Origin of the sequence: Buttiauxella noackiae ATCC 51607 (assembly GCF_001654865.1) — a bacterium.
Lineage (GTDB): Bacteria > Pseudomonadota > Gammaproteobacteria > Enterobacterales > Enterobacteriaceae > Buttiauxella > Buttiauxella noackiae.
Window position 1 is genome coordinate 97,886 of the sequence record NZ_LXEO01000008.1, and the last position, 15,580, is coordinate 113,465.

Genomic DNA, 15,580 nt, shown 5'->3' on the forward strand with positions numbered 1-15,580 from the left:
GGAAACGCTGAGGTGCAGGGTGAAAATCGCCATTTTATCCCGGGATGGAACGCTTTATTCTTGTAAACGCCTACGTGAAGCGGCGTCTCGCCGTGGTCATGCAGTCGAAATTATTGATCCCCTTTCTTGTTACATGAACATCAATCCTTCTGCACCATCAGTGCACTATAAAGGCCGTCAGCTTCCTCATTACGATGCGGTTATTCCACGTATCGGCTCTGCGATAACGTTCTACGGCACGGCGGTGTTGCGCCAGTTTGAGATGCTTGGTAGTTACCCGCTCAACGAATCTGTTGCCATTACGCGCGCGCGGGACAAGTTGCGATCGTTGCAATTAATGGCGCGTCAGGGCATTGACCTGCCAGTTACAGGCTTTGCTCACTCTCCAGATGACACCAGCGATTTAATTGACATGGTTGGAGGGGCACCACTAGTGGTGAAACTGGTGGAAGGCACTCAGGGAATTGGCGTGGTGTTAGCTGAAACGCGCCAGGCGGCGGAAAGTGTAATAGACGCATTTCGTGGCCTGAATGCTCATATTCTGGTGCAAGAATATATAAAAGAGGCGCAGGGCAGGGACATACGTTGCCTGGTGGTGGGGAATAAAGTCGTTGCCGCAATTGAACGCCAGGCGAAACCGGGAGATTTCCGCTCCAACTTGCACCGTGGTGGCGTGGCGAATCAGGTCTCAATTACGGAACGTGAGCGGGAAATTGCCTTACATGCAGCGGCGACGCTGGGTCTGGACGTGGCTGGGGTGGATATTTTACGTGCTGAACGTGGGCCATTGGTGATGGAAGTTAATGCGTCACCCGGTCTTGAAGGCATTGAAAAGACAAGTGGAGTCGATATCGCGACATTAATGATCCAATGGATTGAGCAGCAAGCGCAGCCAGGCTATTGCCTGAAAACGGGTGGCTAACCGCTAGCATCATTGCTTATGGGCGCATAATAATAGTATGAAGCGTCATTTTTGCGTAAGCTATGGCGCGACTCATTTACCCCCTTAAAGAGGCTACGGCATTTATGGATTCACTCGTTGTCCCTACTCTGGACATCTTACGCCGCTGGCTGGACGAAATCGGTGTGACCATCTTCGAGTGCGATACTTGCCAGGCGCTCCATCTGCCGCATATGCAGAATTTCGATGGTGTCTATGATGCGAAAATCGATCTGGTCGACGATATCGTCTTGTTTTCAGCGTTGGCCGAAGTAAAGCCATCTGCTTTACTGCCATTGGCATCCGATCTTTCGTCGATTAACGCCAGTTCACTGACGGTGAAAGCGTTTTTGGATATTCAGGATGATAATTTACCTAAGCTTGTGGTTTGCCAGTCACTCCAGGCATCGGTAGGCATTACCCGCGAACAGTTCGCCGCTTTTGTTAAACAAAGCGAAGAACAGATCTCCATGGTTATTCTGGAAGCCTGCGCAAACCAGTTGCTCTACATCTCTGAAGGAGAAGAAGAGCAAGAAGGCACCATTATTCAAACCCACTTTCTGCATTAATCGTTTCATTCTTAACCGCAGCGGCGACCAAAACCGCTGCGCTTCGCAATTTTTTATTCTGCCTTAATCCTCCCCATCCAGCATGATTCACGCCGATATTGCCCGTTCCGGGACACAGCATAGCTATTTAATTGTTAAAAAATTGATAAAGCCCACTTTTTTGCCTGGGCTATAGTGGCTAAGTCTGGCTACAGTTATTCTTGCAAGACGCTTAATTCTTCATACTTCGAGCCGCAAGGGTGTTGACTGCACTCACAAACCCCAGTCACTTACTCAAGTAAGCTCCTGGGGATTTGCTCCCTTGTCGCCTGGCCGCAACTCGAATTATTTTGGATATAAAAGCGTGCAACGCCTGCAGGGGAAATTCCTTCCTTTTTACTGCAGTTTGAATAGAGATGCATGATTCTTGCATGCAACAAATGCGGGAATGAAATGCGTAAAAGTTTGATTGAGTAAATTATGCTCGCGAAAGCGAGATTTACCCTTTATTCAGAAGGAATGAAATATGTTCGCCCAACGTAAAAAACTGTTGTCGGGTATGGTGGCGGGTTTGTTGATGGCGGTTTCTGCCACGACGTTTGCCGCCGAACAAAAGACGCTGCACGTTTATAACTGGTCAGATTATATCGCTCCAGACACGCTGGAAAACTTCACTAAAGAAACCGGCATTAAAGTGGTTTATGACGTTTTCGACTCCAACGAAGTGTTGGAAGGAAAGTTGATGGCGGGCAGCACGGGCTATGATCTTGTCGTCCCATCTTCCCAATTCCTTGAGCGCCAGGCTCAGGCCGGTATTTTCCAGCCTCTTGATAAGAGCAAACTGCCGAATTATAAAAACCTCGATCCGGAAATGCTCAAGTTGGTGGCGCATAACGACCACGACAATAAATACGGCATTCCCTACATGATGGTGACGACGGGGATTGGCTACAACGTCGATAAAGTCAAAGCGGCACTGGGCAAAGATGCGCCGGTAAATAGCTGGGATCTGATTCTTAAACCAGAAAACCTTGAGAAGTTGAAAAGCTGCGGTGTGTCCTTCCTTGATGCGCCAAGCGAGGTTTATGCCAGCGTGCTGCATTATCTGGGCAAAGATCCTAACAGCACCGATCCGAAAGATTACACCGAGACGGCCAACGATCTTCTGCTAAAACTGCGCCCGTCGATCCGCTATTTCCACTCATCCCAATACATCAACGATCTGGCTAACGGCGACATCTGCGTAGCGATTGGCTGGTCCGGCGATATTCTCCAGGCGGCTAACCGTGCCAAAGAAGCAAAAAATGGCGTGAATATTGCTTATACCATTCCTAAAGAAGGCGCGATGGTTTACTTCGATATGTTCGCGATGACGGCTGATGCGAAAAATAAAGACGAAGCGTATCAGTTCCTGAACTATCTGATGCGACCAGACGTGGTTGCGAATATCAGTAATCACGTTTATTACGCGAATGCGAATAAAGAGTCGCTTCCGCTGTTGAATGCTGAAATTCGTGATAACCCGGGAATTTATCCGCCAGCGGATGTGCGTGCCAAATTGTTCACCCAGGGTGTGCAATCGCCAAAAGTTGACCGTGTGATTACCCGCGCCTGGACTAAAGTTAAAACTGGGAAATAATACCCGTCATACTTCAAGCTGCAGATGCGTTGACTGCACCCGTGCGCCCCAGTCACATAGTTATCTATGTTCCTGGGGACTTACGGCCTGGTCGCCTTCCTGCAACTCGAATTATTTTGGGTATAAGTGTTATCTAATTAGATTTGCAACACAGTGGCGCACCGAAATAGTGCATGCGCTCCAACACGGACAGAAACCTTAAATCTTCTGTCCGTCATTAGTACGGCAACCGGGCCGTACCTCTATTTTGTTTTTGCCGGAGAGCAACATAATTGAACGACGCAACCCCTCGTCCGCAAGCGAAAACTCGCAAAGCGCTCACGCCGCTGCTTGAAGTTCGCAACCTCACCAAGTCCTTTGACGGCCAGCACGCCGTTGATGATGTTAATCTGACGATTTATAAAGGCGAAATTTTTGCGCTGCTAGGGCCATCCGGCTGTGGTAAATCCACTTTGCTGCGCATGCTGGCGGGTTTTGAACAGCCGAGCGCAGGCCAAATCGTGCTCGATGGCGTGGATTTGTCGCATGTGCCGCCATATCAGCGCCCAATCAACATGATGTTCCAGTCCTATGCTCTTTTCCCGCATATGACGGTGGAACAAAACATTGCGTTTGGACTCAAGCAAGATAAATTGCCGAAAAATGAAATAGCCCAGCGTGTGCAAGAAATGCTAACGCTAGTGCATATGCAGGAGTACGCCAAACGTAAACCGCACCAGCTTTCGGGCGGGCAGCGCCAGCGCGTCGCTTTGGCGCGTAGCCTGGCGAAACGACCAAAATTATTGCTGCTTGATGAACCGATGGGCGCGCTGGATAAAAAACTGCGCGACCGTATGCAACTCGAAGTGGTGGACATCCTGGAGCGAGTGGGTGCGACCTGCGTCATGGTAACGCACGACCAGGAAGAGGCGATGACCATGGCGGGGCGCATCGCGATTATGAATCGCGGCAAGTTTGAACAAATCGGCGAACCAGAAGAAGTTTATGAATACCCGGCGACGCGCTACAGCGCTGAATTTATCGGCTCGGTAAACGTCTTTGAAGGTTTGCTAAAAGATCGTCAGGACGATGGTCTGGTGATTGATAGCCCTGGTCTTGTGCACCCCCTAAAAGTTGATCCTGATATTTCCGTTGTCGACGGTGTTCCGGTGTATGTTGCTTTGCGTCCGGAAAAAGTGATGCTTTGCGACGAGCCGCCGGCCGATGGTTACAACTTCGCGGTCGGAGAAGTGGTGCACATTGCTTATCTTGGCGATCTGTCGATTTATCATGTGCGCCTGAAAAGCGGCCAGATGATCAGCGCGCAATTACAAAACGAGCACCGTAATCGGAAAGGGATGCCGACATGGGGCGATGAAATTCGTCTGTGTTGGGATGCCGAAAGTTGTGTGGTTCTCACGGTTTAAGGGGGCGAAATGAGCACGATAACTGAACGCCCGGCCGAGCCACCGGCAAGCGGTTTTAAATTGTGGCTGGCAAAAATGCAAATGCGCCATGGCCGCAAGCTGGTGATCGCTTTGCCCTATGTGTGGCTTATATTGCTGTTTATGCTGCCGTTCTTGATTGTTTTCAAGATAAGTTTTGCAGAAATGGCACGATCCATTCCGCCTTATACTGACCTGATAACCTGGGCTGATGATCAGATAACGTTTGTGCTTAACCTGGCAAACTATCTCCAGTTAACCGACGATCCGCTTTATGCCGAAGCCTATTTGCAATCGTTGCAAGTGGCGGGTATTTCCACTATTTGCTGTTTGTTAATGGGGTATCCATTAGCATGGGCGGTGGCCCACAGTAAGCCATCAACCCGTAATATTCTGTTGTTACTGGTTATTTTACCTTCATGGACGTCGTTCTTGATCCGCGTTTACGCGTGGATGGGGATTCTGAAAAATAACGGAGTCCTGAACAATGTACTGATGTGGTTAGGCGTTATCGATCAACCGCTGGTGATTCTGCATACCAATCTGGCAGTTTATATCGGTATCGTTTATGCCTACCTGCCATTTATGGTGTTGCCGATTTATACCGCGTTGACACGACTCGATTATTCTTTGGTGGAAGCCTCATTGGATTTAGGTGCGCGCCCTCTGAAAACGTTCTTCAGCGTCATCGTGCCACTGACTAAAGGCGGCATTATTGCGGGTTCGATGCTGGTCTTTATCCCGGCGGTAGGTGAGTTTGTTATTCCTGAACTGCTTGGAGGGCCAGATAGCATCATGATTGGTCGCGTATTGTGGCAGGAATTCTTCAATAACCGCGATTGGCCGGTTGCGTCCGCAGTAGCGATAACCATGCTGATTCTGCTGATTGTGCCGATTATGTGGTTCCACAAATACCAGAATAGAACGGCGGGGGACCATGCATGAATAATTTACCGGTAGTGCGTTCACCGTGGCGCATTTTGATTTTGGTGATTGGTTTCACTTTCCTCTATGCACCTATGCTAATGCTGGTGATCTACTCGTTTAACAGCTCAAAACTGGTGACGGTATGGGCAGGATGGTCAACGCGTTGGTATGTTGAGTTGTTCCAGGACTCAGCAATGATGAGCGCCGTCGGGTTGAGTTTGACCATAGCGGCGGCAGCGGCCACGGCGGCAGTGATTCTTGGAACAATTGCGGCAGTGGTGATGGTGCGTTTTGGTAAATTCCGTGGCTCGACGGGCTTTGCCTTTATGCTCACCGCGCCGCTAGTTATGCCGGATGTGATCACCGGGCTTTCGCTGCTATTGCTGTTTGTGGCGCTAGGGCACGCCATTGGCTGGCCAAGCGATCGCGGCATGTTGACTATCTGGCTTGCGCACGTCACGTTTTGTACCGCGTATGTTTCGGTGGTGATCAGCTCGCGTTTAAGAGAACTGGATCACTCCATTGAAGAAGCCGCGATGGATTTAGGGGCAACGCCGCTGAAGGTTTTCTTTGTGATAACCGTGCCAATGATTGCTCCGGCGATTATCTCCGGCTGGCTGTTAGCCTTTACGTTATCGCTCGACGATTTGGTGATTGCCAGTTTTGTCTCAGGGCCTGGTGCGACAACATTGCCGATGCTGGTCTTCTCAAGCGTAAGAATGGGGGTGAATCCTGAAATTAACGCTTTGGCGTCTATAATTTTGGGCGTTGTCGGGGTTATCGGTTTAATCGCCTGGTGGTTTATGGCCAGGGCAGAAAAGCAGCGTCTGCGCGATATCCAACGGGCAAGGCACACCGCTTAGATAATACGGGTTGCAGCCAGCACCCTTGCAACTTAAAATCTGCAGCGATAATTCCCACAGTGCCGCGTCAGACGCGGCACTGTGTCGTATGGAACACGAGGTTTGCGGAAATTTTCAGTAAACGAAGTCAAACACAAGCCAAATTGAACGCTCCCACTTTAGTGCTGGTGGCGGCAATTGCTATTCTTTCAACCCGGATGCTCGATCTTATGTTGCTTTTCAACATGCTCGGGGTTCGGGGCGTTATTGATTTTGTTCATCGTAGTGTGCAAACGTGGAACCTGACGCTAATTTTTCTCGGTAGTCTGGTGATGCTGTGTATTGAGTTACGTTGTGCGTTTGTCATTATGAAAGGGCGCAATTGGGGACGCTGGGTATTTCTTGCCACGCAGGTCATTGCAGTTGCCTATCTGTGGGCGGCGTCGCTTGGTTGGGGCTACCCTGAGCTATTCAGTATCCCTGGTGAATCAAAACGTGAAATTTTCCGTTCGTTGATGACGCAAAAACTTCCCGATTTGTTAGTGCTATTTCTGCTGTTTATCCCCTCGCGGAGTCGGCTTTTTTTTAAACTTCAATAACCGCGTAGTGCTACAATCTGTGCCCCCGGTTTTCAGGACTTAATTATGCATTGCGCGCTCTATCAGGCTAATCGCTGCCGCTCTTGTCAGTGGATCGAACAGCCGATTTCCGAACAGCTCACCGCCAAAATGAACGAACTTCAGTACCTGCTGGAGGGCATTGCGGTGCATGACTGGCGTGAGCCGATGAGTGGTCCTGAACAGGCATTCCGCAATAAAGCCAAAATGGTGGTCAGCGGCAGCGTAGAAAAACCGTTATTGGGAATGTTGCATCGTGACGGTACTCCTGAGGATCTAACGGAGTGCCCGCTTTATCCTGCCTCATTCCAGAAGGTTTTTGCCGTACTGAAGCCTTTTATCGCTCGTGCGGGTTTGACGCCTTATAGCGTCTCCCGTAAGCGTGGTGAGTTGAAATACCTGTTGCTGACTGAAAGCCAGAAAGATGGTGGCATGATGCTGCGCTTTGTTTTGCGTTCTGAAGCCAAACTGGAACAACTTCGTGCGGCATTGCCGTGGTTAGTGCAACAATTGCCACAGTTAAAAGTGATTTCTGCCAATATTCAGCCAGTACATATGGCGATTATGGAAGGAGAGCAAGAAATCCCGCTGACCGAACAACAGGCACTGGAAGAACAGTTTAACGGCGTGCCGTTGTATATCCGCCCGCAAAGTTTCTTCCAAACAAACCCAACGGTTGCCGCCTCGCTGTATGCGACTGCGCGTGAGTGGGTTCGCGAATTGCCCGTCAAACATATGTGGGATTTGTTCTGTGGAGTAGGCGGGTTTGGCCTGCATTGTGCGACACCCGATATGAAATTGACCGGGATTGAGATTGCCCCTGAAGCCATTGCCTGCGCACGTCAGTCCGCAGCAAAAATAGGGTTAACGGATATTCACTTCCAGGCGCTTGATTCCACAAAATTTGCGACTGAGCAACAGGATATCCCTGACCTAGTGTTAGTGAACCCGCCAAGACGCGGTATTGGCCAGGCGCTCTGTTATTTCCTTAATAACATGGCCCCGAAATACATTATCTATTCAAGTTGTAATGCGCAGACTATGGCGCGGGATATTTCTTCATTGGCGGAATATCGGGTCGAACGCGTGCAGTTATTCGATATGTTCCCGCATACGGCACATTACGAAGTTTTGGCATTGCTAATCCGTAATAAGGCGTAGTTTTGTCAATTTTTATTAAAAGGTACTGTGAGATAATTTTTTCTCGAATTACCTATAGATAAAAACCGTGAAAAAAATAATAGTTTTGCCGTTGGTAGCACTCGGCCTGGTCGGCTGTACGTCAGTAAAAGTAAGCCCGTTACCTAAAACAGAATTGATTGATCGTATATGTATTCAAAAAAATGATGCTGTAAAAGTAACCGACTTGTTGGCAGTCGTGCAACAAAGGTTACAATATCATCATATAAATTCTGAAGTATTCTCTACAACCCGCCCTGATAATTGCCGCTATATCATGAATTATGTGGCGTATCGAACCTGGGATATTGTGCCTTATTTATCTTCGGCTGATTTTACTATTAATCGTGAAGGCGTGATGATTGCATCCGCAAATTTCCATTTAAGGGCTGGTGGGGGATTATCTCTTATGAAGTGGAGAGGGACAGAGTATAAGATCAATCCTGTGATTGATCGTTTGGTGGGTGAGCAGTAATGCTAGTTTGTTAGTAGTTACTTACCACATCAGAAGGCCCGCAAATAAATTGCGGGCTTAAAATTATTACTGCGGGAACCACTGCTCGCTAATCTTTTTATAAGTCCCGTCAGCTTTAATCGCCGCCAGTGCGGTATTGAGTTTGGTCAACAGAGCCTGGTTGTCAGGACGAACTGCAATACCCAAACCTGTGCCAAAGTATTCTGCATCAGTAACATGCTCGCCAACTGTGCCTAATTGCGGGTTTGTTTTTAGCCACTCGTTCACTACTGCTGTATCACCAAATACCCCATCAATACGGCCATTTTTCAGATCGATAATCGCATTCTGGTAGCTATCGTAAGAGACGGTTTTTATTTCCGGATGTTTGTCCTGGAGATATTTTTGATGCGTGGTCCCATTTTCCATACCAATACGTTTGCCTTTCAGCTCTTCAAAGGATTTGAATGCGCCTTTTTTGGCAATAACGACTGCTGAGTTAGCGTAATACGGCGTGGTGAAAGAAACTTGTTTACTACGCTCAGGCGTGATGTCCATACCAGAAATGACTGCGTCGTATTTACGGAATTTCAGCGACGGAATAAGGCTGTCAAATGCATGGTTAGTGAATGTGCACTCTGCCTGCATTTGTTTGCATAAAGCTTTAGCCAAATCGATATCGAAACCGACAATCTGATTGTTGGCATCAAGTGATTCAAATGGCGGATAAGTGGCCGAAGAACCAAAGTTGATTTTGTCGGCAGCAACCACGTTAAATGCGGCTGTTGCGAACATGGCGGCCAAAATAAACTTCTTCATGTGTATTGCTCCCGTCTGTCATGTTTTATTGTATTCACCGTTTCCCGGCGTCAAAAAAGCATGCCATTAAGTGAATTTGTATGCAATAAAAATGTATAATTATATTTTTCGGGGCGTAAAAAAGGCGGGGAGATCCCCGCCTGATTTGACTGACTTATTACAACTTAATTACGGCGTTCAAATGCCAGTGCACGGCGTTCTATCACACGCATCAACAACGTTAATAGCCCGTTCACCACCAGATAAACCAGGCCTGCAGCACCGAACACCATCACATCGTATGTGCGACCGTACAGAAGTTGCCCGTGGCCCATCACTTCCATCAGCGTAATGGTGTACGCAAGAGAAGTACTTTTAAACACCAAAACCACTTCATTCGAATAAGAAGAAAGTGCGCGTTTAAATGCATAAGGAAGCAAAATGGCTAGCGTATCTTTCTTGCTCATCCCTAATGCATCACATGACTGCCACTGGCCTTCAGGAATGGCGCGGATTGCTCCGTAAAATAGCTGCGTAGTGTATGCCGCACTGTTCAACGACAGCGCAATCAATGCACATAGCCATGGCTCAGAAAGTAGATGCCACAGAACGGGGTAGTTCTGAATGGACGGGAACTGACCTGGGCCATAATAAATCAGGAAGATTTGCACCAGCAAAGGCGTGCCGGTAAACAGAGTGATATAGGCGCGCACCACGTAAACCAGTACCGGTGTTTTCAGCGTCAGAACGATGGTGAAAAGCAGCGATAAAATCAACGCGACCACAATAGATGCCGCGGTGAGTGTCAGGCTGGTATGCAGGCCTTTAAAAAGCTCTGGTAAATACTCAAGCATCAGCCGGGTCTCCGTTCAAAACGAGTCGCTCTCTGGTCAATACGTTTGAGAACATACTGGCTTATGAGGGTGATCACGAGGTAGATCGCGGCAGCAACCACATACCAGGTAAACGGCTCCTGAGTACGAGTGGCGATACTCTTAGTCTGTAGCATCAAATCGTTAACGCTAATCAGTGACACCAATGCGGTATCTTTGAGCAATACCAGCCACTGATTACCTAAACCCGGCAGCGCATGGCGCCACATTTGCGGCATCACCAGGCGGAAGAAAATGGCTGCTTTCGACATGCCTAATGCCTGGCCAGATTCCCATTGCCCAACTGGCACGGCTTTAAGTGCGCCACGCAAAGTTTGTGATGCATAAGCCGAGTAGAGCAGGGAAAGGGCAATCACACCGCACAGGAACGGGCTGACATCGAAATTCTCAATTTGTAATTGAATGGGGATTTGTACAAAACCGAGGTTGAGTGCAAAACCATCTGAGAGAATCAGCAGTAATTGCGAGGCGCCGAAGTAAATAAACAGCACCACCAGAATTTCAGGCAGACCGCGTAACACCGTAACCAACGCTGAACCCAGCCAGGCTACTGGACGCCATTTCGCAGACTCCCATACGGCAAAAATCATCGCCAGAGCCAGGCCGATGATTAGCGCACAAACGGCAAGGCCGACGGTCATCCCGGCGGCGCTCGCTAAAGTAAACAATTCGTTCATTCAGATTACTTCTGGAACCATTTTTCGTAGATGGTTTTGTAGGTACCATCTTGCTTCACTTTTTCCAGCGCAGTGTTGAACTTCGCTTGCAGGTCAGTGTTGCCCTGACGAACAGCGATGCCCAGACCGGTACCGAAGTAGTCTTTATCCGTCACTTTATCGCCAATTGCGGCCAGTTTCGGATCGGCTTTCAGCCATTCGGTTACCACAGCAGTGTCACCAAATACCGCGTCAATACGACCGTTTTCCATATCCAGCTTGGCATTCATGTAGCTGTCGTAAGGAACGGTGGTGATTTCCGGATGTTTATCCATGATGAATTTCTGATGCGTGGAGCCATTCTGCATCCCCACTTTCTTACCTTTCAACGCAGCAATATCAGCAACTTTGCCTTTCTGGCCGACAAACAGCGCAGAGTTTTCATAATACGGGCTGCTGAACAGGACCTGTTTTTCACGCTCTGGGGTGATATCCATACCAGAGATCACCGCGTCGATACGACGGAACTTCAGGCTTGGGATCAGGCTATCAAATGCCTGGTTGCTGAAAGTACAGGTCGCGTCGATCTCTTTACACAGGGCGTTGGCCAAATCGACATCAAAACCAACGATTTTGTTGCTGGCATCCATTGATTCAAACGGAGGATAAGACGCCTCCATAGCAAAACGAATAGTTTGTGCAGCCGTCGCGGAAAGGCTCAGGCTGGCTAATAATGTGGCAAGCAGAACTTTTTTCATGGTTATTTTCCCGGATACATCAGTGTGACAGATAGAATTTAAACGCTTCGGTCTGTGGTTTTGCGAAGCAACTCGCATCACCTTGTTCAACGATGTGGCCATTTTCCATATACACCACACGGCTTGCGGTTTTACGCGCAACTTCCACTTCGTGGGTAACAATGACCTGAGTGATGTTGGTTTCAGCCAACTCACGAATAATGCTGACGATTTGCGCGGTGATTTCCGGGTCCAGTGCTGCAGTGGGTTCATCAAACAGCAGAATCTGTGGTTCCATCATCAATGCTCGTGCAATCGCGACACGCTGCTGCTGACCGCCAGAAAGGTGGAGCGGGAAACGGTCCTGATAAGGTTTCAGGCGTAAACGCTCAAGCAGTTTGTCGGCACGAATACGTGCTTCATCTTTACTGATACCCAGGACACGACACGGCGCTTCCATCAGGTTTTGCAGCACGGTGAGATGAGGCCAAAGATTGTATTGCTGGAACACCATGCCAACGTTGCGACGTAATTCACGAATGGCTTTATCGCCAGGCGCTTTTGCAAAGTCAAAATGGTTGTCTGCAATGGTGAGTTGCCCGGAGCGCGGCATCTCAAGCAGATTGAGTACGCGCAGAAGCGAGCTTTTACCTGCGCCACTTGGACCAAGCAGCACCAGCGTTTCGCCCTGTGGGCAACTAAGGGTGATATCGAACAGCGCCTGATGAGCGCCATAAAAACAATTAATGCCGTTTAGTTGAATACTCATGCGCATAAGTTGAATAGCAATTGAAGCCGCAAAGGGTACCTTTAACAGAATAGTTATGCAATCTTTGTGCGTTAAAACCTAAAAATAACTACTCCCATGCATTAAAGTTAGCACAATATAGCGGGGCGGGAGGGAGGTAAGAATAAATGTCGGAGTTATTCAAAAATTCCAGACTATTTACAAGGGTTACCTTTCCCGCCTGATGGATAATGTAAATATTAGTTTGTTTCTATCGCCTGACGCAGGCTTCCTGAAGGCGCATGGCTGTTCTCGCCTAAGTAACGCACGTCATCGACAGCCCAACATTGGCCTTCACGAATCATCAGCACTTCGTCCTGCCAGCTCTGACTACCTTTCGTGAGTTTTACACGCAGCGGAATATTGCGCGCATCATTATTAAGAATGGTTGATGCGGAGGCTACTTCTGCACTGTCGGCGCCATCGGCATTGCTGGTAAACATATTGCTTCGCATAAACTCATTCTGCGCGTTCGGTGACGTGCTGGCTTTTTGCATTTGCTGTGCCAACGCGTCACTCATATAAGGACGTAAGCCGGTAATCGCACTGCTGCCCTGCGTTTTATGGTTTATTTGGTAATCGTAAAACTGTTGCGCCACGCTATCCGGGCCACCATCAATGCAAGGGCCGCTGCGAGTGCCAATATCTTTAAAAGCGGGAGGGACACTGGTGGTACAAGCCGTGAGTAACATCGCGCACGGAAGAAGAACCAAAACTGAGCTGCGCATTTTTATTTCCTTATCTTCTCAGGAGGACTAACTTAGCATAGCGTATCGCTGTCAAAATGCGTGGCGGGTTTGTGCGCTAAGATGTTGATACAAAGAGAGGAGAAGCTTATGCAATTTACAACAACCCCTACCCTTGAAGGGCAGAGCATCACGGAATATTGTGGCGTGGTGACTGGGGAGGCGATTCTGGGTGCCAATATTTTCCGTGATTTTTTTGCTGGCGTTCGCGATATCGTTGGTGGCCGTTCTGGTGCCTATGAAAAAGAGCTGCGCAAAGCGCGTGAGATAGCGTTTAGAGAATTGCAGGAGCAGGCGGAAAGCCTGGGTGCTAACGCTGTGGTGGGTATTGATATCGACTACGAAACGGTGGGCAAAGATGGCAGCATGTTGATGGTGAGCGTCACCGGCACCGCGGTGAAAACGCGTCGATGAAAGGTCATCTGGCTGCATTTTTAATCACGCTTTTGCTTGCTGGGTGTGCCAGCAAGCCTGAAGTTGCTGAAAAAACCGTTGTCGACAAAGGCGATTTTAAAGTCGACACCAGCCACACTGCGCGAGCTGCCTGGCCACGTGTGAAAGTGTTGGTTATTCACTACACGGCAGATGACTTTGCCGGTTCGTTATCCACGTTGACTGAACAAAATGTCAGTTCCCACTACTTGATCCCCGATACACCACCGACTTCCAGCGGTAAACCGGTTATCTGGCAACTGGTGCCTGAGAGTGAGTTAGCCTGGCATGCCGGGGTGAGCTTCTGGCGTGGCGCGACGCGAATTAACGATACGTCGATTGGTATTGAGCTTGAGAATAAAGGTTTTACGCGGCAGGGCCGCGTAAAGCAGTTTTATCCGTTCAACCCGGCGCAGATCTCGGTGCTGGAGAAATTGGCGAAAGTGATCATCGCGCGTTATCAAATCCAGCCGCAAAATGTGGTAGCGCATGCGGATATTGCCCCGCAGCGTAAAGTTGATCCTGGCCCACTATTCCCGTGGCAGCAACTGGCGCAACAGGGCGTGGGTGCCTGGCCGGACGCCAACAGAGTGGCCTTTTATCTGAATGGTCGAGGCCCATACCAGCCTGTAGATAAGCGAGGTCTGCTCGATTTGCTATCTCGTTATGGCTATCAGGTAACACCTGAAATGTCGTCGGAGCAGCAAAAAAGAGTGATTCAGGCTTTCCAGATGCACTTCCGGCCAAAAGAATATTCGGGCCTGCCGGATGCGCAAACTGAAGCCATCGCAGAAGCATTGCTGGAGAAATACGGGCAGGGGTAAACGTGCCATCCTTCAAACTGCAGTTAACACCCCTGCGGTTTGAAGGATGCGGGTCTGATTAGCGGTGCAGCGTTCCGTGGTCACGTAACCAAAGGGCTGTGCGTCGAATGCCTTCATCAAGTGTGACAATCGGCTGGTAACCTAACTCTGTTTCCGCACGAGTTGTATCCAGCGTTAAATCAAAATTCAGCTTAGACACACCATAGTGAGTCAGCACCGGTTCTTTTGCTGATTTGCTACCCAGGCGTTCCATGCTGCGGGCAATCACATCCAGCATAGGGTAGGGCACAGAACGAATCCGGCATTTGATCTCTAACTCATCAATCAATTTCTGCACGATAACGCGTAGCGGGCGAGCTTCCATATTAGTGATGTTGTATGCCCGGCCTGATGGCTGCGTTTCGCACTGTGTGGCAAGCCACATCGCATGCACCGCATTTTCGATATAAGTCATATCCACCATCGCCTCGCCACCGCGTGGCAACAGCACGCTGCCATAGTGGCGCATCATCTGCACCAGGCGTGGGAAAAAGACTTTATCATGTGGGCCAAATAAGCTTTGCGGGCGCAGAATCGTGAAACGTGTATGCGGGTTTGACTGCGCTAACAGTTGAATCACTTCTTCGCTGGCGGCTTTGCTTCGAGCAAATTCGTTAGCAAAACGCACCGGACGAAACTCTTCACTGATATTGCGATGGTGATGGTAATCAAAATAGAGCGACGGCGAGGAGATATGCACGAAGTTGCGCACGCCCCAGGCAACGGCCCATTCACCCAAACGGCGAGTGGCGCGGACGTTAGCGAGATCAAAGGCTTCCTGAGTTCCCCACGGAGAGGTGAAGCTTGAACAGTGCCAGAGCGTATCTACATCGGCCAGCATCAATTTGGCTTGTGAAGAAACCAGATCTGTCAGGTCTGCATGAACAAACTCTGCACCCATTTTTTCCAGCAGTTTACCCATGGCCTCATTACGACCAGTTGCCCGAACGCTGATGCCTTTTGCGCGAAGAAATTCGACCGCGTTTCGGCCTAAACCGCTGGTGGCGCCCGTTACCAGTACCTTCATGTCGACCAACTCATGATAATTGAGATTTACGCTGCGCATTTTTCCGTGAAATGGCAGCGCTTGCAATGGGG

At 49.1% G+C, this 15,580-nt stretch carries 18 protein-coding genes; 11 read left to right on the forward strand and 7 right to left on the reverse strand.

Features of this window, described 5'->3' with window-relative positions:
• The first annotated feature begins 19 nt into the window (after positions 1 to 19).
• The 9 genes from rimK to M979_RS23225 all read left to right on the forward strand — a co-directional run bounded on the left by rimK (position 20) and on the right by M979_RS23225 (position 8,591).
• Positions 20 to 922: a 30S ribosomal protein S6--L-glutamate ligase gene (rimK, locus tag M979_RS02800; RefSeq protein WP_034456449.1), complete on the forward strand. Its 903-nt coding sequence runs from the start codon at positions 20 to 22 to the stop codon at positions 920 to 922.
• A gap of 104 nt (positions 923 to 1,026) precedes the next feature.
• Complete coding sequence (locus M979_RS02805) at positions 1,027 to 1,509, forward strand: YbjN domain-containing protein (protein ID WP_034456447.1); 483 nt, start codon at positions 1,027 to 1,029, stop codon at positions 1,507 to 1,509.
• 505 nt (positions 1,510 to 2,014) lie between these two features.
• Complete coding sequence (gene potF, locus M979_RS02810; protein ID WP_034456445.1) at positions 2,015 to 3,127, forward strand: spermidine/putrescine ABC transporter substrate-binding protein PotF; 1,113 nt, start codon at positions 2,015 to 2,017, stop codon at positions 3,125 to 3,127.
• A 272-nt stretch (positions 3,128 to 3,399) separates the two neighbouring features.
• Entirely contained in the window at positions 3,400 to 4,533 is a 1,134-nt protein-coding gene (potG, locus tag M979_RS02815; RefSeq protein ID WP_064553615.1) for a putrescine ABC transporter ATP-binding subunit PotG, read from the forward strand.
• Positions 4,534 to 4,542: 9 nt separating this feature from the next.
• A complete protein-coding gene (gene potH, locus M979_RS02820; RefSeq protein WP_064553617.1) occupies positions 4,543 to 5,496 on the forward strand; it encodes a putrescine ABC transporter permease PotH in 954 nt (317 codons plus the stop codon).
• Positions 5,493 to 6,341, forward strand: coding sequence for a putrescine ABC transporter permease PotI (gene potI, locus M979_RS02825; protein ID WP_034456439.1), 849 nt, complete (start codon positions 5,493 to 5,495; stop codon positions 6,339 to 6,341). The genes potH and potI overlap by 4 nt, the downstream gene beginning before the upstream one ends.
• A gap of 143 nt (positions 6,342 to 6,484) precedes the next feature.
• Positions 6,485 to 6,919, forward strand: a complete 435-nt coding sequence (locus M979_RS02830) for a YbjO family protein (RefSeq protein WP_245164634.1) — start codon at positions 6,485 to 6,487, stop codon at positions 6,917 to 6,919.
• Positions 6,920 to 6,964: 45 nt separating this feature from the next.
• On the forward strand, positions 6,965 to 8,098 hold the full coding sequence (rlmC, locus tag M979_RS02835) for a 23S rRNA (uracil(747)-C(5))-methyltransferase RlmC (protein ID WP_064553619.1): 1,134 nt from the start codon (positions 6,965 to 6,967) through the stop codon (positions 8,096 to 8,098).
• A 67-nt stretch (positions 8,099 to 8,165) separates the two neighbouring features.
• A complete protein-coding gene (locus M979_RS23225) occupies positions 8,166 to 8,591 on the forward strand; it encodes an Sbal_3080 family lipoprotein (protein ID WP_157093199.1) in 426 nt (141 codons plus the stop codon).
• Positions 8,592 to 8,657: 66 nt separating this feature from the next.
• On the opposite strand, the gene artJ (M979_RS02840) is transcribed toward M979_RS23225, so the two are convergent.
• The 6 genes from artJ (M979_RS02840) to M979_RS02865 form a co-directional block, all read right to left on the reverse strand.
• Positions 8,658 to 9,389: an arginine ABC transporter substrate-binding protein ArtJ gene (gene artJ / locus M979_RS02840; RefSeq protein ID WP_064553621.1), complete on the reverse strand. Its 732-nt coding sequence runs from the start codon at positions 9,387 to 9,389 to the stop codon at positions 8,658 to 8,660.
• A gap of 164 nt (positions 9,390 to 9,553) precedes the next feature.
• Positions 9,554 to 10,222, reverse strand: a complete 669-nt coding sequence (gene artM / locus M979_RS02845) for an arginine ABC transporter permease ArtM (RefSeq protein WP_034456433.1) — start codon at positions 10,220 to 10,222, stop codon at positions 9,554 to 9,556.
• The gene (artQ, locus tag M979_RS02850) at positions 10,222 to 10,938 is read right to left on the reverse strand and encodes an arginine ABC transporter permease ArtQ (RefSeq protein WP_064553623.1); all 717 of its coding nucleotides are present in this window, start codon (positions 10,936 to 10,938) and stop codon (positions 10,222 to 10,224) included. The genes artM and artQ overlap by 1 nt, the downstream gene beginning before the upstream one ends.
• Positions 10,939 to 10,943: 5 nt before the next feature.
• Entirely contained in the window at positions 10,944 to 11,675 is a 732-nt protein-coding gene (artJ, locus tag M979_RS02855) for an arginine ABC transporter substrate-binding protein (RefSeq protein WP_064553625.1), read from the reverse strand.
• Positions 11,676 to 11,694: 19 nt separating this feature from the next.
• The gene (artP, locus tag M979_RS02860; RefSeq protein WP_034457207.1) at positions 11,695 to 12,423 is read right to left on the reverse strand and encodes an arginine ABC transporter ATP-binding protein ArtP; all 729 of its coding nucleotides are present in this window, start codon (positions 12,421 to 12,423) and stop codon (positions 11,695 to 11,697) included.
• Between the two features lie 218 nt (positions 12,424 to 12,641).
• Positions 12,642 to 13,169, reverse strand: a complete 528-nt coding sequence (locus tag M979_RS02865) for a lipoprotein (protein WP_064553627.1) — start codon at positions 13,167 to 13,169, stop codon at positions 12,642 to 12,644.
• Between the two features lie 108 nt (positions 13,170 to 13,277).
• Here M979_RS02865 and M979_RS02870 point away from each other — a divergent pair, with 108 nt between their 5' ends.
• Both M979_RS02870 and M979_RS02875 read left to right on the forward strand, forming a co-directional pair.
• Complete coding sequence (locus M979_RS02870; protein WP_034456425.1) at positions 13,278 to 13,601, forward strand: heavy metal-binding domain-containing protein; 324 nt, start codon at positions 13,278 to 13,280, stop codon at positions 13,599 to 13,601.
• Positions 13,598 to 14,443, forward strand: coding sequence for an N-acetylmuramoyl-L-alanine amidase (locus M979_RS02875; RefSeq protein ID WP_064553629.1), 846 nt, complete (start codon positions 13,598 to 13,600; stop codon positions 14,441 to 14,443). Before M979_RS02870 ends, M979_RS02875 begins: the two co-directional genes overlap by 4 nt.
• 58 nt (positions 14,444 to 14,501) lie before the next feature.
• Here the strand turns inward: M979_RS02875 and M979_RS02880 are convergent, their stop codons facing one another.
• The gene (locus M979_RS02880; RefSeq protein ID WP_034457205.1) at positions 14,502 to 15,509 is read right to left on the reverse strand and encodes an NAD-dependent epimerase/dehydratase family protein; all 1,008 of its coding nucleotides are present in this window, start codon (positions 15,507 to 15,509) and stop codon (positions 14,502 to 14,504) included.
• Positions 15,510 to 15,580: the final 71 nt, after the last annotated feature.